The sequence below is a fragment of the Collinsella aerofaciens genome (assembly GCF_009876115.1).
GTDB lineage: Bacteria > Actinomycetota > Coriobacteriia > Coriobacteriales > Coriobacteriaceae > Collinsella > Collinsella aerofaciens_N.
In genome coordinates this window covers 17,659-34,325 of sequence record NZ_WWSY01000001.1, presented here as the reverse complement: position 1 = coordinate 34,325, position 16,667 = coordinate 17,659, and the positions used below count along the sequence as shown (strand labels likewise).

Sequence of the window (16,667 nt, the reverse complement as noted above, 5' to 3'; positions counted from 1 at the left end):
CTAAACCTCCATGACGACCGGGATGATCATCGGACGGGTGCGCGTACGGCTCCAGATAAAGTTAGAGAGCGAATCGCGCACGGCCTTGCGAATGGCATCGGAACCGCTGCTGGTAAAGCTAAACTTACCCTTCTCGATCGTCTTCATGATGGACGCGGAGGCATCCTCGGAGAACTGGTCGTCGATGGCAAACGAGACGCCGCGGCCCGAGAACTCGATGGCCTCGATCTTCTTGTGTTTGAGGGAGACGATGGCAACGGCCGTGACCATACCGTCGTTGGCGAGCTTCTGGCGATCGCGCAGGACGATGGGGTCGGTATCGCCGATACGCAGGCCGTCGACGTAGACGACGCCGGACTCGACGGGCGTACCGCGCTTGACGATACCGCCGCGCATCTCGAGCGTGTCGCCGTTATCGAGGATAAAGATATGATCGTCCTTGAGACCCATCTTGCGGGCCAGCTGGGCATGGGCGCGCAGATGCACGGCCTCGCCGTGGACCGGCATAAAGTACGTAGGCTTGGCCATGGCCATCAGAAGCTTGAGCTCCTCCTGGCTACCGTGACCCGAGACGTGGACGAGAGCGCGGTTCTTATCCCACACGTCGCAGCCGAGCTTGGCCAGGCTGTTGACGACCTGCTGGACGGCCTTCTCGTTGCCAGGAACGGGAGTTGCCGAGAGGATAACGGTATCGCCCTCGTGGATGGAGAGCGTCTTGTGCTCGCCATTGGCCATGCGGGACAGGGCCGACAGCGGCTCGCCCTGCGAACCAGTGCACATGACGACGATCTTGTCATCGGGCAGGTTATCAATATCGAAGGCATCGATGATATCGACGTCATCGATGTTGAGGTAACCGAGCTCGCGCGCCACGCGGGTGTTCGTGAGCATGGAGCGACCGGTCACAACGACCTTACGGCCGCACTTGCGGGCGGCATCGCAGATCTGCTGCAAACGATGGATGTGGCTCGAGAACGATGCGACGAACACGCGACCCGGGGCGTTCTTGATGGCGTGCAGCAGGTTGGGACCAACCTCGGCCTCGGACTTGGTAAAGCCGGGAACCGTGGCATTGGTGGAGTCGGAAAGTAGCAGGTCGATGCCCTGCTTGGCAAAGCGGCTGATAGCGGCGTAGTCGGGCGTGACGCCGTCGATGGGCGTCTGGTCGAGCTTAAAGTCGCCGGTGTGCATAACGGTGCCCTGATTGGTGCGGATGAACACGCCCAGAGCGCCGGGGATGGAGTGCGTCATCGAGAAGAAGTCGAGCGAGATGCCGCCGAGGTTGACATGGCTGCCGCCCTTGACCTCGCGGAACTTGGGTGCGCGGATGCGGAACTCGGAGAGCTTACCCTCGATAAAACCGAGCGTCAGCTTGCTCGAGAAGATGGGCACCTTGTTGTTGAGGTCCTGCAGCAGATACGGAAGCGATCCGGTGTGGTCCTCGTGGCCGTGGGTAACGATGATACCGCGGAGCTTCTCCTCGTTCTCCAGAACATAGGTGTAGTCGGGAAGCACCAGGTCGATACCGGGCTGGGAGTCATCCGGGAACATAAGACCGGCGTCGACGAGCACCATGTCGTCGCCGCACTCGAAGACCGTCATGTTCTTGCCGATGCCGTCAAGACCGCCGAGCGGGATGATCTTCAAGGGAGATGATTTTTTAGCTGCCATAGGTTAGTGTGGTTTCCTTTCTTCGAAACGGGTCTGGAACAACCGACGGGGCGCTTCTGGCAAACCGACCGCCGGGAACGTACAAATATGCATCGCAGAGTCGATGCAATAGCCACAGTATGATACCCATTTGCACAACAACAGACCACCCATGCATCAAAGCCCCATCTGAACCGGTCTATCCCGCCGGTTTCCCGTGGGGCGGGCGCTGATGAAGTTTCCTGCTCTACAGTCCTGCTCACGACGGAGGCCACATTAAGTGGCCTCCTGTTCGTGCGGAACTCGCGATAAACTTCATCAGCGCCCGCCCCACGGGAAACCTGCCAAAAAGGGACAGGTTTGTTTTGGTCGGTTTTATCTGGGAAGATGCTGCTGCGGCTATCTACAGATCTGAAATCTGACTACTGAATAGACTGTCTAACTAAATAGCGAGCGGCACTAACCAGCCCTTTTGCTTGCGACCGGGAGGGGCGCATATGAAGTTTATCGCGAGTTCCGCACGCAAAGGAAAGCACTTAATGTGCTTTCCGTCTTGCGCAGGACTGTAGAGCAGGAAACTTCATATGCGGCCCTCCCGGGCGCAAACAAAAGGGCGACCCCTGTCCGGAGTCGCCCTTGCGGTGCTGGTTATGTACGGCTGTTACTCGGCGTCGTGGTGGCGGCGGGGCTTGCGGCCTCCGTTGTCGCCGGGACGGCGCGGGCGGTCGCTGCGCTCGGAGCGCTCACGACGCGGGCGTTCACGACGCTGGAAGTGCTCGCCGTCGCCCTCGGAGGCACCCTCGGCGCGAGCCGGGGCCTCGGGCTTATCGAGACGATCGAGCGAGATCTTACCGCGATCGTCGACCTCGATGACGACGACCTTGACCTCGTCGCCCACGTTGAGGACGTCCTCGACCTTCTCCACACGACCCTTGGCGACGCGGGAGATGTGCAGCAGGCCGTCCTTACCGGGCAGCAGATTCACGAAGGCGCCGAAGGGCTGAATGGAGACCACGCGACCGGTGTACTCCTCGCCCGGCTCGGGAACCTTGATGATGAGCTTGATGCGCTCGACGGCCTGATCGACGGACTCGCCGGTGCCGCCGACAAAGACGGTGCCGTCCTCCTGGATGTCGACCGAAGCACCGGTCTCGTCCTGGATGCCGCGGATGACCTTACCGCCGGAACCGATGACGTCGCGGATCTTGTCGGTCGGAACCTGGATGGAAACGATGCGCGGGGCGGTGCTGCGCGTGGTGTGGCGCGGCTCGGGGATCACATCGAGCATCTTTTGAAGGATGAAGGCGCGACCCTCCTTGGCCTGCTGCAGGGCGCGGGCCAAGATGTCAAAGGTAAGGCCGGTGGCCTTGTTGTCCATCTGCAGAGCGGTAATGCCCTCGGTGGTGCCGGTGACCTTAAAGTCCATGTCGCCCAGGAAGTCCTCGAGACCCTGGATGTCGGACAGGACCACGGTCTTGCCCTCCTCCTGGATCAGGCCCATGGCGATACCGGAGACCGGGCGCTTAATGGGCACGCCGCCGTCCATAAGGGCGAGCGTGGAGCCGCAGGTCGAAGCCATCGAAGAGGAGCCGTTGGACTCCATGACCTCGGAGACCACGCGGATGGCGTAGGGGAACTCGTTCTCGTCGGGGAGCACCGGAAGCAAAGCGCGCTCGGCCAGGTTGCCGTGGCCGATCTCGCGGCGCTTGGGGCTGCCCATGCGGCCGGTCTCGCCAGTGCAGAACGGCGGGAAGTTGTAGTGGTGCATGTAGCGCTTGCCCTCGGTGGGCTCGATGGTATCCAGACGCTGGCCCTCGTTGAGCATACCGAGCGACAGGACGGAAAGCACCTGGGTCTGGCCACGCTGGAACAGACCGGAGCCGTGAACGAGCGGCAGGTAGTTATCCTTCACCATGATGGGACGGATCTCATCGGCGGCACGGCCGTCGACGCGCTCGCCGGTCTCGACGACCATGGTGCGCATAGCCTTCTTCTCGAGCTTCTTGAGCGCCACGGGGATCTCGCGCTCCCAAGCGGCCTGCTCCTCCTCGGTGAACTCGGCACGGATGGACTCCTTCAGAGCCTCGACCTTGCCAATACGGGAGAGCTTGTCGGCATCGCGAAGGGCGGCGGCCATCTCGTCGTAGTGGGCAAAGATGCGCTCCTGGACCTCCTCGACGGGCTGGTCGAGCGGGTACTCCTTCTTAACGATGGCGCCATTGACCTGCTCCCACTCGGCAACGAATTCGTCCTGGGCCTGGCAGAAGGCGGCAAGGGCTTCCTGGCCAAACTTCATGGCGGCGAGCATGTCGTCCTCGGAGATCTCCTCGGCGCCGGCCTCGACCATCGAGATGAAGTCGGCAGAGCCGCCCAGCTCCAGGTCCAGGTCGGAGTTCTCGCGCTCCTCGTAGGTGGGGTTGACGATAAACTCGCCGGTCTCCACGTTACGGCCGATGCGCACGCAGGCAAGCGGGCCCTCAAAGGGCACGCCGCCGAGCGTCATGGCCAGGGAGGCACCCATGACGTTGATGACGTCAAAGGGGTTGACCTGGTCGGCGACGAGCGAGGTAGCGACGATGTGTACCTCGTTGCGGAAGCCGTCCGGGAAGCTCGGGCGAATCGGACGGTCGATCATGCGCGCGGTGAGCGTGGCCTTCTCGCTGGGACGGCCCTCACGCTTGAGGTAGCCACCCGGGATGCGGCCGGCGGCGTACATCTTCTCGTTGAAGTCGACGGTCAGCGGGAAGAAGTCGTAGTTCTTGCGCTCCTTGGAGACGACCACGGTGTCGAGCATCGTGGTGTCGCCCTGCTTGACCAGGCAGGCGCCGGTGGCCTGCTTGGCAAGCTCGCCCGACTCAAAGGTGTAGGTCTTGCCGTACAGCTCAAAGGTCTTGGATACGAGTGTCATTGTTCTCCTTTACCCCGCAGGCCCCTTGCCTGCAGGCTCCTCATGCGACGCGGGCCCCCTGCCCCCGCCACGCTTCAGAGCGTGATTGTTCACGCCCTTACACAAAAAGAGCGCCCCGCTGCGCAGGACGCTCCTTGCATGTACAAATCCTACTGGATGTTGTCGCGGATGCCCAGAGCCTTGATGAGCTCACGGTACTCGACGATGTCGTTCTTCTTGATGTAGGAGAGAAGACGACGACGACGGCCGACGAGCATGAGCAGGCCACGACGGGTGTGGAAGTCCTTCTGGTGGGACTTCATGTGCTCGGTCAGCTCCTTGATGCGCTCGCTCAGGATGGCGACCTGAACCTTGGGGTTGCCGGTGTCGACCGGGGTGTTACCGAACTGTGCAGTCAGCTCCGCCTTGCGCTCTTTGGAAACAGTCATTGTTTCACCTTTCGTTTTACGTCGCCCGCGGGCGACTCGATTCGCCTCGGACTGGGAAGCCGCCGGTGGAGCGAGCAACCAAGGTCGAGGTACCAACAGGTCGGTATGTTACCACAAGCAGCCTGCGCCTGCGCATCATCACCGACCCAACATGAATTCCATCGCACGGAGACGTTGATCGGTGTGCGTCGCAGCCCACACGTGCGAAAGCCCGAGCAAAAACGCCGCAGTATGCGGGTCGATCTTTTGAGCCATAAGCTCGTCGAAGGTCATGCCCATAAGGGCGCGCAGCCAGGCGACCTCACCGGTCGACACCAGCTCGGCACCGGGCACGCTCGACGCGCACGACCCGCACATGAGGCCGCCCGCCTGGGGCGAAAAATACGACAGCATCGGGTCTCCGCACAGCACGCAGGCCGAAAAATCGGGTCGGTAGCCAACGTGCGACAGCAATTTAAAAACAAAGGCCGCCACGAGCAGGTCCATATGTGCCGCGTCGAGCCCGCTGCCGACAAGTGTGAGCGCCCGCTGCGTGATGGCAAAGGTAAACGGGTCCTCGGCGTCCTCGAACGAGCACACGCGCGCGACCTCGGCGATCGCGCTTGCGGCGCATGTCATCTCGTAATCGGGAGCAGCGCCGAGCGGCGCCTCCATAAGCTCGGCCTGGGAAACCACGTCGAGCGACCGTCCATGCGCAAGCAGCAGATCAACGGTACAGAACATCTCGCAGCGCGCAGCCAGGCGTCCGCCGGGTTTGCGGGCGCCCTTTGCCACGGCACGAACCTGCCGACCCCGCTCGTCAAGCATCGTCAGGATCAGGTCCGTCTCTTTGAGCTTCGTCTTATCGAGGACGAGCACCATCGTGCGATATGTCCGGGAGCCTGCCATTCGCGCCGCGTGTCCCTAATCCTCGGCGTTATAGCCAAAGCGGCGAATCTGGGCCTCGTCGTCACGCCAGCCGGCCTTGACCTTCACGTCCAGCTCCAAAAAGACCTGGGTGCCAAAGATGCGCTCAAGGTCGCGACGGGCGTCGATGCCGATATGTTTGATCATCTCGCCGCCCTTGCCGATGATGATGCCCTTTTGGCCCTCGCGCTCGACGTAAATGGTGGCGTGCACGCGCAGCACCTTCTTGGTCTGCTCAAGCGCATCGCAAATCACGCCCACGGAGTGCGGGATCTCATCACGGGTGCGGCGCAAGACCTTCTCGCGCACAAACTCGGCAACGAGCGTCTCATCGGAAGCGTCGGTACCCATGTCCTCGGGGAACCAACGCGGACCCTCGGGCAAAAAGTGCGCAACGGTCTCGATGAAGGCATCGACGTTAAAGTTCTTGACCGACGACGTCACGATCTCGTCGTCATATTCCATAAGCTCGTGGGCGGCCTTAAGCTGCTCCATGACCTGTGCGGGGTCGGCTTCATCGGCCTTGGTGAGCACCAGGACCTTCTTGGAACGGGCGTTCTTGACACGCTCGGCAACCCAGGCGTCTCCCCTGCCGATCGGTTTAGTGGCATCAATCAAAAACGCGACAACATCGACATCGTTCAGCTCGAACAGCGCGCTCTTGTTGAGCTCGGACCCTAGACCGTCCTTGGGCTTGTGGATACCCGGGGTATCGACAAAGACCAGCTGGTAGCCGGGGCGGTTGACGACGGCGCGCATGCGGCGGCGGGTCGTCTGGGCCACAGGCGAGGTGATGGCGACCTTTTTGCCATAGCAGGCGTTGAGCAGCGTTGACTTACCGGCGTTGGGGCGGCCGACCAAGGCCACGAAGCCACTGCGGAAACCGGGCTCAACGTCGCCAAAGCCCGCGAGGCTGTCGTCCTCATCGCACAGGGCGTCGAGTTCCTCGTCGCTCATGCCCTCAAACGGGTCGAACTCCTCGACTTCCTCATAGGCCTCGGTCGCCTTAGCATCCGGGGACTCGTCGTCCAAAATTTCATCGATAGGCTGCATATTGTCGGACATGGGAATCCCTTTCTAAATAAAGCCGAGCGCGTGGGCAAATACCAGCAAGCCCACAATCGCGGCGGTGATTGAAAGTACGTATACCGAGGCGGCGGCGATGTCCTTGGCGCGTTTTGCCAGCGGATGGAGCTCCTGGGTCGCCAGATCGACAATGGCCTCCATGGCGGTATTGCACAGCTCGCCGTGAATCACCAGGCCGCAGCAGATGATAATCGTGGCCCACTCGGCAATGTCGAGCCCCACGATGCAGCCGGCAATGATGGTGCACACGCCCGCTACGAGCATAACCTTAATGTTGCGCTCGGTCTTGACGGCGGTGACGAAGCCCTCCATGGCGTAGGAGAACGACTTTAAAAAGGACGGATGGTCCTTGTTCGATCCGGGAATCATAAGCGGCTCCTAGTCGTGGGCATGATTGGTGATGGGGCCAACGTGAACGAGTTTGGGGTCCTCGCCGCGCTCGAGCGCCAGATCGCGCAGGATAGCGTCCTCGCGGGCCTCCATGACCTCGGCCTCGTCGTCCTCGATATGGTCATACCCCAGCAGGTGCAGCATGCCGTGTACGAGCATCAGGCGGCACTCGTCGGCAGGGCTATTGCCAAAGCCGGGGGCCTGACGGGCAATGACCTGCGGGGCCAAGATGATATCGCCGAGCTCGAGCGTCTCGTCGGCGGGAATATCCTCGTCAAAGGCCGAGTCGCATTCAAACGAGAGCACATCGGTGGTGCGGTCGATGCCACGCCACTCGTGGTTGAGCTCGTGCATCTCGTCCTCGTCGACATACGAAAGGGAAATCTCGACTTCACGTTCAACGCCCTCGGCGGCAAGCACAACCTCGCAGATGTGCTCCACCTCCTGCGCGTCGAGCAGCGTATCGAGCTCGGCATCGTTGCTGATCAATACACTCAACGGGACTCCTTTCGGTCGCGCGAGCGCTGCTCGCGCACGTCATCATAAGCATCATATGCCTCAACGATACGACCCACTAGGGCATGGCGCACCACGTCGGCGCGCTCCAGGTGTGCAAACGCCACATCGTCGACACGGCCCAAAATCTTCTCAACATCCGCCAAGCCACCACGACGACCCACCAGGTCGCGCTGGCTGAGGTCGCCGGTAATCACGAACTTGGAGTTGAATCCAAGGCGTGTCAGGAACATCTTCATCTGCTCGGGCGTAGTATTTTGCGCCTCGTCGAGCACCACGAAAGCATCGCTCAGCGTACGACCGCGCATATAGGCAAGCGGGGCGATCTCGATCACGCCGCGCTCCATAAGCTCATCGGTGCGCTCGCGATCCATCATGTCAAAAAGGGCGTCGTAGAGCGGACGCATGTACGGATCGATCTTTTCCTCGAGGGTGCCAGGCAAAAAGCCCAGGTTCTCCCCCGCCTCGACAACAGGACGCGTCAAGATCAAACGGCCCACCTCATGGCGCTTGAGCGCGGCAACGGCGAGCGCCATGGCCAGATAGGTCTTACCGGTACCGGCAGGACCCAAGCCAAAGGTGATGGTATGCGAGCGAATGGCATCCACATAGCGCTTTTGCCCGAGCGTCTTGGGGCGAATGACGCGACCGCGATACGAAAGCAGCACGTCATCGCGAAGCGACGTAGCCTCGTGCTCACCATCGCGCAAGACGGCCAGGCAGCGAGAGACATCGTCGGCAGACAGGGTACGACCGGCCGCCGCCTCGCGAAAAGCATGTTCGAAAAAGCGAGCCACGAGTTCGACCTCGTCCGGGTCACCGCTCACGGCGATGCTATCGCCACGGGCGACCACATGGGCGCGAACCAAGCTCTCGAGTGCACGAAGGACGCCGTCGCCGGCGCCCAAAACGCACGAGGGATCAATTCCCTCGGGAACAGTAAGTCTAATCTTCGAGGCTTCCATGGACCTCCCTGCGCGCATGGACCAAGCCGGAATCATCGACTCCGATGATAGCAACATCGAGCAGGCACGGGGCTGTAAGTCCACAGGTATCGTCAAGACGGGCATGATGGAACGAACCGAGCGTCAGGCTGTCACCATACTCGAGCACGGCACGCTCGACAGTGCCCACGCGACGACGAGCATCGGCAATAGCGAGCTCCAGCGCCGTGTCTCGCATACGACGGCTGCGCTCGGCCATAACCTCGGGCGGCACCTGGTCGGGCATGTCGGCAGCAAGGGTACCGGGACGCTTGCTATAGCGGAACACGTGCATACGCGAGAAACCCACACGGCGGCACAGCGCCAGCGACTCCTCGAACTCCTCGTCCGTCTCACCAGGAAAACCGACGATGACATCGCACGAAAGAGACGCCTGGGGCAAGTTGGCGCGAATCATACGCACCGTGTCCTCAAAGGCCTCCGCACTATAGGGACGACCCATGCGATGCAGGGTCGCCGTACAGCCGGACTGCACGGGCAGGTGCAAAAACGGGGCAATACGCTGCGGATAGCGCGCCATAACCTTAAGCAGGCGCTCAGAGATATCCATGGGCTCGACCGAGGAAATGCGCACATGCGCAATAGTCGTGCGCTCCATGATGGCCTCGAGCAGCTCATCGATTTCGACATGCTCGTCGGTCGCGCTCTTGCCATCGTAGGCACCCAGGTTCACACCGGTCAGCACCACCTCGGGCACGCCGGCCTCCTGGGCCTCGCGAACTTGCTCAAGCACGGACTCGACGGGCACGGAACGCTCGGGGCCGCGGGCCTTCCACACGATGCAATAGGTGCAACGGTGGTTGCAGCCATCCTGGATCTTCACGCCCAGCCGCGAACGACCGAGCGCATCGACCACGTCACCATCGCTGCAGGCGGGAACGCTATCGGACTCAACGCCCAGCACATCGCAGACACGTTCAGCGACATCGATCTTAGACGGCTCGGCAATCACGCGATCCGAAAGCTCCAACAGCTCCTCGGGATGCAAATTGACCACGCATCCGGTCACGACCACATAGGGCTCATTTGGATGGGCCAGCGCATGACGGACGGCCTTACGGGTCTTGGCCTCGGCCTCGCCCGTAACGGCACAGGTGTTAATGACGATCAAATCGGCATCCTGGGGCTCCACAATAGCAAAGCCCAGGCGCATAAGATCGGCAGTGATACGGTCAGACTCAACCCGGTTGACACGGCAGCCGAGGTTGACGACGGAAATATGGGGTGCGAGCACGCGGGCTCCTTAATCGAGGATATCGTCGAGGGCACTCTTGATACGGTCGGTCACCGACTTCTTACCGGAAGCGACGTCATCGCCCATCTCATCGGCAAAAGCACGGAGCAGCTCGCGTTGCTTATTGGAAAGATTGGTGGGAACAACCACGCGCAGTTGCACGATCAGGCGGCCACGCGAACCGCCACCGCCAACGCGAGGCATGCCGTAATTATTGACGCTCACGGTGTCGCCGTACTGGGCGCCGGCGGGAACCGTCACCTTAACGACCTCGTCGGGCATAATGCCCTCGACCTCGATCTCGCAGCCGAGCGCAGCCTGCGCAATCGAGATATCGCTCACCAGGTACAGGTCGTCACCGTTGCGCTTAAAGCGCTCATGGTCGGCAACGCGCACGTTGACAATCAGGTCGCCCGAAGGCTCGCCGCGAAGGCCGGCCTCGCCAAAGCCGCTCACACGCAGCTGGCGACCGGTCGAAACGCCGGCGGGAATATCGATGTCGATCTTTTCGTGCGAAGGCGTGCGGCCCTGACCGTCGCAGGTCTCGCAGGGATGGTCGATAACCGTGCCCTCGCCATGGCAGTCGGGGCAAGGCGAGGAAGACTGAACCTGGCCCAAAAACGATCGCTGAACCGTCGTGACGTAGCCCGTACCGTGGCAGCGACTGCACTGCTTTTCCTGTGCACCCTCGGCCCTACCGGTACCGTTGCAGTCCTCGCAAGGAGCAAGGCGATCATAGCTGATCGTCTTTTTGCAGCCGAGTGCCGCCTCCTCGAGCGTCACCGAAAGCGAGATGGCCATGTCACGTCCGCGACGACGCTCACGACGGCTGCGGGCGCCACCACCGGCGCCACCGCCAAAGAACGACGAGAACAGGTCGTCCATGCCCATGCCACCAAAGATATCGTTGATGTCGACATAACCAGAGCCACCGGGGCCGTCCGCGGTGCCGTAACGGTCGTAGTTAGCACGCTTCTGCTCATCGGAAAGAACGGAATAGGCCTCGTTGAGCTCCTTGAACTTGGCCTCGGCCTCGGGGTCGTCCGAAACATCCGGATGTACGGTACGGGCCTTCTTTAGAAACGCACGCTTAATCGTCCGCGCGTCGGCATCCCTGTCGACGCCAAGTACCTCGTAGTAATCCCTATTTTCCGACACGACCGAATCCTTCCGACTTTCATTATTGTCACAGTGCGTCCTATACCCAAGCTGGGCCGACCGCAAACAGAGGGTTTGATGTTATTGCATTTGGTACGGCGAAAGCATGGCCCGTTGCGAGCAGCTCGCGAACCAAACCGACACGAGCGCGAACATGAAGCCGTTGGCAAAACCGTTGGCAAACTGCATCACACCGCGCTTCCACCACAGCAGGCTGCGATGAAGCACACCGTCCGAAAGCACCATGAACAGGCCCATGGTAAACGGAATAAAGCACATCACGGCAAAGGCCGAGAACACGCCCGAGATGGCCGAGAGTACCAAAAACGGCGCCACGATGCCCATCAGGTAAAAACCGGTACGAGCTTTGCCTTCCAAGCGCTCGGCCTCAACATGAGCGCGGCCGACCAAGTCGCCGCCCGCGGCACCGTTGGTGCCAGCATGACCCATGCCGCTAATGCGGACCTCGTCGCCATCGTGCGTGCCGGCAGGAAACTCAATCGTCTGCTCGGAGGTTACGCGAGTACGACCGCTGCCACCGCAATCAGGGCAGGGGTCGGCCACGACCTTACCGGAACCGCCGCACTCGGGGCAGACCGACTGGAACGTGCCCGCACCAAACAGGAAGGACAGGTCAACGTCGATGTGGCCGCGGCCACCGCAGCTCGGGCAGGTATGGGCATGCTCAGACGAAACGGAGCCCGAGCCGCCGCAGTTGCTACAGGTATCGAAGCGCGTGTAGCGGACGGTCTTGCGGGCACCGCCCTTGGCCTCCTTGGCGTCGAGTTTGATATCGACGACCACGTTGGCGCCGTTCTCGGGATTGTAGGCAGCCTGGCCGCGACGCTGCTGGCCCCAGGCGCCACCAAAGGGAAAGCCGCCCTCAAAGGGATTGCCATAGCCCGTGCTGCCGGCGTAGCCGCCACCATAGGGCGAAGCCGTAGGAGCACCGGCAAAGGGATTGCCAGAACGCATGGCGTCGTAGCGCGCACGTTTTTGCTCATCCGAAAGCACGGCGTAGGCCTCGGAAACCTCTTTAAACTTTTCCTCGGCATCCGGCTCTTTATTGACGTCCGGATGGAGCTTACGGGCCTTTTGCTGGAAGGCCTTTTGAATATCACGCGAGGTGGCGTCCTTGGAGACACCCAGAATCTCGTAGTAATCTTTTTCGTTCATCGTCGCCATGCGCGGCAACCTCCTGCTCACAGCAGCGTATATATTCCGGTAATTCTACCCGAGCGGCCTAAGCTAGATCCCAAAACAGCTCGAACAGAACATTTCCATCGAGCCAGCCCAGATGGGTCGGCGCCAGACGAGCTCGAACATGGCCCGCGACGACATCTGCCGAAGTGAAGGGTCCCTCATGACCCCAGAGTGTCTCGGGCACCCAAGTGGCAAGACCCAATTCGAGCGAGCGATCGCAGGCAGCTGCCAGCTCGCCCGTTGGGATGACGCACGCTGCACGAACCAACAGGTCGGACGCGACACCGCGCGTCATGCGACAAGCGAGCATCAAGTCTTCGGCGACAGCCTCGCGCTGCGACAGATATTCGGCCTCGAACGCCGTCGCGTCATCGTCACGTTGCACCAGACGCACGCGGTACGCATCGCCTCGAGAAGACACGCCGGGGAACAACTTAGCCAGGCGATCGAAATCCTCAGCATCGAGCATGCCCGCGGCAGAGCGTCCTAGACCCAAATAGCCCTGTCCAGTCCAGTAGGCAATGTTATGGGCGCACTCATGGCCGTCGAGCGCGTAGCTTGCAACCTCATACGGATGATAGCCGGCCGTACCCAGGCGCTCACGCGCCGCGTCCATGCACGAAGCCTGAAAATCCTCGTCGGGCTCGAGCGACTCGTCGCGGCACGCCATGCGATAAAGGGGCGTCCCCTCCTCAAGCGTGAGCGGGTAGATCGACACATGATGAGGCGCCGCCGCCAGCACGCCATCGAGCGTGCTCCGCCAGCTTGCGGCCGTCTGCCCGGGAAGGCCGCACATCAGGTCGCACGACACATCGAGGCCGGCGTCCTTCACCGTCGCGATAGCCGCAAGTGCCCGATTAGCATCGTGAATGCGGCCAATAGCAGCCAGCTCGGTATTGTCGAGGGTTTGCACGCCCAGAGAGATGCGCGTGACACCCGCCTCGGCAAGCGCGGTGGCGAGCTCAGCGGTCAGCGACTCAGGATTGGCTTCGCAAGTAAATTCAACGGGCTTGCACCACATGGAGATACGACGGGCAAGTTTCACCAGGAGCTCCCCAGCCAGTGACGGCGTGCCGCCGCCAACATAGACGGTGCGAATCTGTGCAAGCGCCCCGGCGTCGCCAAAGGAATCGAGGCGCGCATACAGCTGCTCAAAATACGAATCGAGCGCGGCATCCAAATCACACGCAGCAAAGCTGCGCGAGTCAAAGTCGCAATAGCGGCATTTTTGAGCGCAAAACGGCACGTGCACGTACAGCGCGGTAACGGCCACCCTTAAGCCTCCAGCGGTTGAGCGGGCACCGACTCACCGGCGGCAAGCGCGGCCTCGCAGGCCACCACATCGCGCTCGATATCATCGACCAGCGCCATAAACTCCTCGTACGTAGAGCAACGCACCACCTGAGCGCGCCAGGCGGCGGCATGGGGCATGCCCTTTAAGTACCAGCTTGCGTACGTGCGGGCGCGCGACATGAGCGGCAAGAGCTCATGCGTCAGCGTTAGGTGCTCACGCAGAGCGTCCAAGCGCTCGACCGAGGAGCGAGAAGGAACCGGCGTGCCATCGAGTGCAAGGGCTCGGGCATCGCCGAACACCCACGGATTGCCGTAGATGCCGCGCGCGATAAACACCGCGCTGGCACCCGAGCCGTGCAGATGCTCAGCAGCGTCCTCGGCCGAGAACACATCGCCCGAACCAATCACGGGAATCTCGACAGCGTCGGCAACCTCATCGACGACCGACCAATCGGCCTGACCCGTGTAGAGCTGCGTGGCGCAACGACCATGCACGGCGACTGCGGCAGCCCCTGCACTCTCAAGCATCTGGGCAAATGTCGCGGCATTACGGTCCTCGGCATAAAAGCCCTTGCGAATCTTGACGGTCACGGGCACGTGCGCCGCGCCCACCGTGGCCTCGACGATCTTCTCCGCCAGGTCGGGCGTGCGCATGAGCGCCGAACCCTCGCCCTTGGTGACAACCTTGCGGGCGGGGCATGCCATATTGATATCGATGAGCGACAGGCGAGCGCCAACGCGCTCCTCGACGGCGGCGACGGCGCTCGCAAACTGCTCGGGCTTGGAGCCAAAGAGCTGCACGCAAATCTGCTGCTCCTCGTCGGCCGGTAGCACCAGGCGCCAGGTCTTGTTGCTGGCATAGGCAAGACCCGCCACGCTCACCATCTCGCTGTAGGCAAGGTTGGCACCGCGGCGGCGACACATGATGCGATAGGCGGGGTCGGTCACGCCCGCCATGGGAGCCATAAGGAACGGCTGCTCGGCATAGGCACCCAGCAGCCGCTTGCTGTATTCAGAAAGCGCCATGGACCTACTCGTCCACCTTGAGGATCGCCATAAAGGCCTCCTGCGGGACCTCGACCGATCCGATGGCCTTCATACGCTTCTTGCCCTCTTTCTGCTTCTCGAGCAGCTTGCGCTTACGCGAGATATCGCCGCCGTAGCACTTAGCAAGAACGTCCTTGCGACGCGCCTTGACGGTGGAACGGGCGATGATCTTGTTGCCGATAGCACCCTGGATGGGCACCTCGAACAGCTGACGCGGGATGATCTCCTTGAGCTTGTCGCACAAGCCACGGGCCAGGCCATATGCCTTGTCCTTATGGACGATAAACGACAGCGCGTCCACCTCGTCGCCCGAAAGCAGGATGTCGAGCTTGACGAGCTCGGAGGGGCGATATTCGTTGAACTCGTAGTCGAGCGAGGCGTAACCCTTGGTGCGGCTCTTAAGCTGATCGAAGAAGTCCAAGATGAGCTCGGCGAGCGGCATATCGAAGCGCATCTCGACCGATTTGCTCGTCAGGTGGATCATGTCGGTTGTGACGCCACGGTGCTCGATGGCGAGCTGCATGACGGCACCCGTGTACTCAGGCGGGCAGATGATCTTTGCCTTGAGGTAGGGTTCCTCGATACGATCGATGCGTGTGGCCTCGGGAAGGTCCTGCGGACTGCGGACATCGATCATTTCGCCGTCGGTCTTGTAGACGTGATAGTCAACCGAGGGACTCGTGGCAATGAGGTCCAGGTTGAACTCGCGCTCCAGGCGTTCCTTGACGACTTCCATGTGCAGCAGGCCCAGGAAGCCCACGCGGAAGCCAAAGCCGAGCGCCACCGAGGTCTCGGGCTCCCACACCAACGACGGGTCGTTGACGTGCAGTTTATCGAGCGCGTCACGCAGGTTCTCGTAGTCCTTGTTGTCGATCGGGAACAGGCCCGTATAGACCATGGGCTTGGCCTCGCGATAACCGGGAAGCGGCTCGGGGCAGGGGTTCGACGCCCACGTAAGGGTATCGCCCACGCGAACGGCCTCGGGATCCTTCAAGCCCGTGACCACATATCCGACCTCGCCGACCGTCAGCGCGTCGACCGGGGTCTCGGCAGGACGCTTGACGCCCACGCCGTCGACCAAAAAGTCGCCCTTGGCTTGCATCATAAGCAGGGTATCGCCCTTTTTGATGGAACCATCGAAGACGCGCACCGTAGCCACCACACCGCGATACTCGTCAAAGTACGAATCCAAAATGAGCGCTTTGAGCGGAGCGTTTGCATCGCCCTTAGGCGGCGAAATCAAAAAGACAATGGACTCCAGCAGATCGTGAATGCCCTCGCCGGTCTTGCCCGAGACGCACACAGCATCATCGGCAGGGATCGCCAGGTCATCCTCGATCTCGGTCTTAACCTCATCGGGATGGGCCGAGGGCAGGTCGATCTTGTTGATGGCCGGCACAATGTCCAGATTGGCGTTCATGGCGAGCGTCGCGTTGGAAACGGTCTGCGCCTCGACGCCCTGCGTGGCGTCGACAACGAGTACCGCGCCCTCACAGGCTGCCAGCGAGCGCGAGACCTCATAGGTAAAGTCCACGTGGCCCGGCGTATCGATCAGATTGAACTGATACGTCTCACCATCGTCGGCGTCATAGGAAACGCGGACGGCATTGGACTTGATCGTAATGCCGCGCTCGCGCTCGATATCCATGGTGTCGAGCAGCTGCGACTCCATGTCGCGTTCGTCGACGGTATGGGTGAGCTCGAGGATGCGGTCGCTGATCGTGGACTTGCCATGGTCGATATGCGCAACGATCGAGAAGTTGCGGATGTGGGAAATGTCAATTGAAGTATTCATGCGGACTATCTTACCCGAGCGGTACAAAAAATGGAGCCTGTTCCATAAA

Annotated in this window: 14 protein-coding genes; all 14 read right to left on the bottom strand. The window is 61.3% G+C overall.

Annotated features, from left to right (window positions below):
- Entirely contained in the window at nt 1-1,671 is a 1,671-nt protein-coding gene (locus GT571_RS00160; protein ID WP_161154659.1) for a ribonuclease J, read from the bottom strand.
- A 640-nt stretch (nt 1,672-2,311) separates the two neighbouring features.
- Entirely contained in the window at nt 2,312-4,558 is a 2,247-nt protein-coding gene (locus GT571_RS00155) for a polyribonucleotide nucleotidyltransferase (RefSeq protein WP_117639884.1), read from the bottom strand.
- 149 nt (nt 4,559-4,707) lie between these two features.
- Nucleotides 4,708-4,986, bottom strand: coding sequence for a 30S ribosomal protein S15 (gene rpsO, locus GT571_RS00150; RefSeq protein WP_035138510.1), 279 nt, complete (start codon nt 4,984-4,986; stop codon nt 4,708-4,710).
- Nucleotides 4,987-5,124: 138 nt separating this feature from the next.
- Nucleotides 5,125-5,874, bottom strand: coding sequence for a DNA repair protein RecO (gene recO / locus GT571_RS00145; protein WP_161154657.1), 750 nt, complete (start codon nt 5,872-5,874; stop codon nt 5,125-5,127).
- 15 nt (nt 5,875-5,889) lie between these two features.
- A complete protein-coding gene (gene era / locus GT571_RS00140; RefSeq protein WP_187361808.1) occupies nt 5,890-6,957 on the bottom strand; it encodes a GTPase Era in 1,068 nt (355 codons plus the stop codon).
- A 12-nt stretch (nt 6,958-6,969) separates the two neighbouring features.
- On the bottom strand, nt 6,970-7,347 hold the full coding sequence (locus tag GT571_RS00135; protein ID WP_117635248.1) for a diacylglycerol kinase family protein: 378 nt from the start codon (nt 7,345-7,347) through the stop codon (nt 6,970-6,972).
- A gap of 9 nt (nt 7,348-7,356) precedes the next feature.
- Entirely contained in the window at nt 7,357-7,866 is a 510-nt protein-coding gene (ybeY, locus tag GT571_RS00130; RefSeq protein ID WP_117564282.1) for an rRNA maturation RNase YbeY, read from the bottom strand.
- Nucleotides 7,863-8,849 (bottom strand): PhoH family protein, encoded by a 987-nt coding sequence (locus tag GT571_RS00125; protein ID WP_118256500.1) that lies wholly within the window; start codon nt 8,847-8,849, stop codon nt 7,863-7,865. The genes ybeY and GT571_RS00125 overlap by 4 nt, the downstream gene beginning before the upstream one ends.
- Nucleotides 8,830-10,122 carry a MiaB/RimO family radical SAM methylthiotransferase gene (locus GT571_RS00120; RefSeq protein WP_161154655.1) on the bottom strand — a complete coding sequence of 431 codons (1,293 nt, stop codon included), beginning with the start codon at nt 10,120-10,122 and terminating at the stop codon, nt 8,830-8,832. Before GT571_RS00120 ends, GT571_RS00125 begins: the two co-directional genes overlap by 20 nt.
- A 9-nt stretch (nt 10,123-10,131) precedes the next feature.
- Nucleotides 10,132-11,280 (bottom strand): molecular chaperone DnaJ, encoded by a 1,149-nt coding sequence (dnaJ, locus tag GT571_RS00115; RefSeq protein ID WP_161154653.1) that lies wholly within the window; start codon nt 11,278-11,280, stop codon nt 10,132-10,134.
- 81 nt (nt 11,281-11,361) lie between these two features.
- The gene (locus GT571_RS00110; protein ID WP_192934576.1) at nt 11,362-12,465 is read right to left on the bottom strand and encodes a DnaJ domain-containing protein; all 1,104 of its coding nucleotides are present in this window, start codon (nt 12,463-12,465) and stop codon (nt 11,362-11,364) included.
- 58 nt (nt 12,466-12,523) lie between these two features.
- Nucleotides 12,524-13,756: a radical SAM family heme chaperone HemW gene (gene hemW, locus GT571_RS00105; RefSeq protein ID WP_161154651.1), complete on the bottom strand. Its 1,233-nt coding sequence runs from the start codon at nt 13,754-13,756 to the stop codon at nt 12,524-12,526.
- Between the two features lie 2 nt (nt 13,757-13,758).
- Entirely contained in the window at nt 13,759-14,802 is a 1,044-nt protein-coding gene (gene dusB / locus GT571_RS00100; protein ID WP_161154649.1) for a tRNA dihydrouridine synthase DusB, read from the bottom strand.
- Between the two features lie 4 nt (nt 14,803-14,806).
- On the bottom strand, nt 14,807-16,618 hold the full coding sequence (lepA, locus tag GT571_RS00095; RefSeq protein ID WP_117776228.1) for a translation elongation factor 4: 1,812 nt from the start codon (nt 16,616-16,618) through the stop codon (nt 14,807-14,809).
- Nucleotides 16,619-16,667 lie beyond the last annotated feature (49 nt).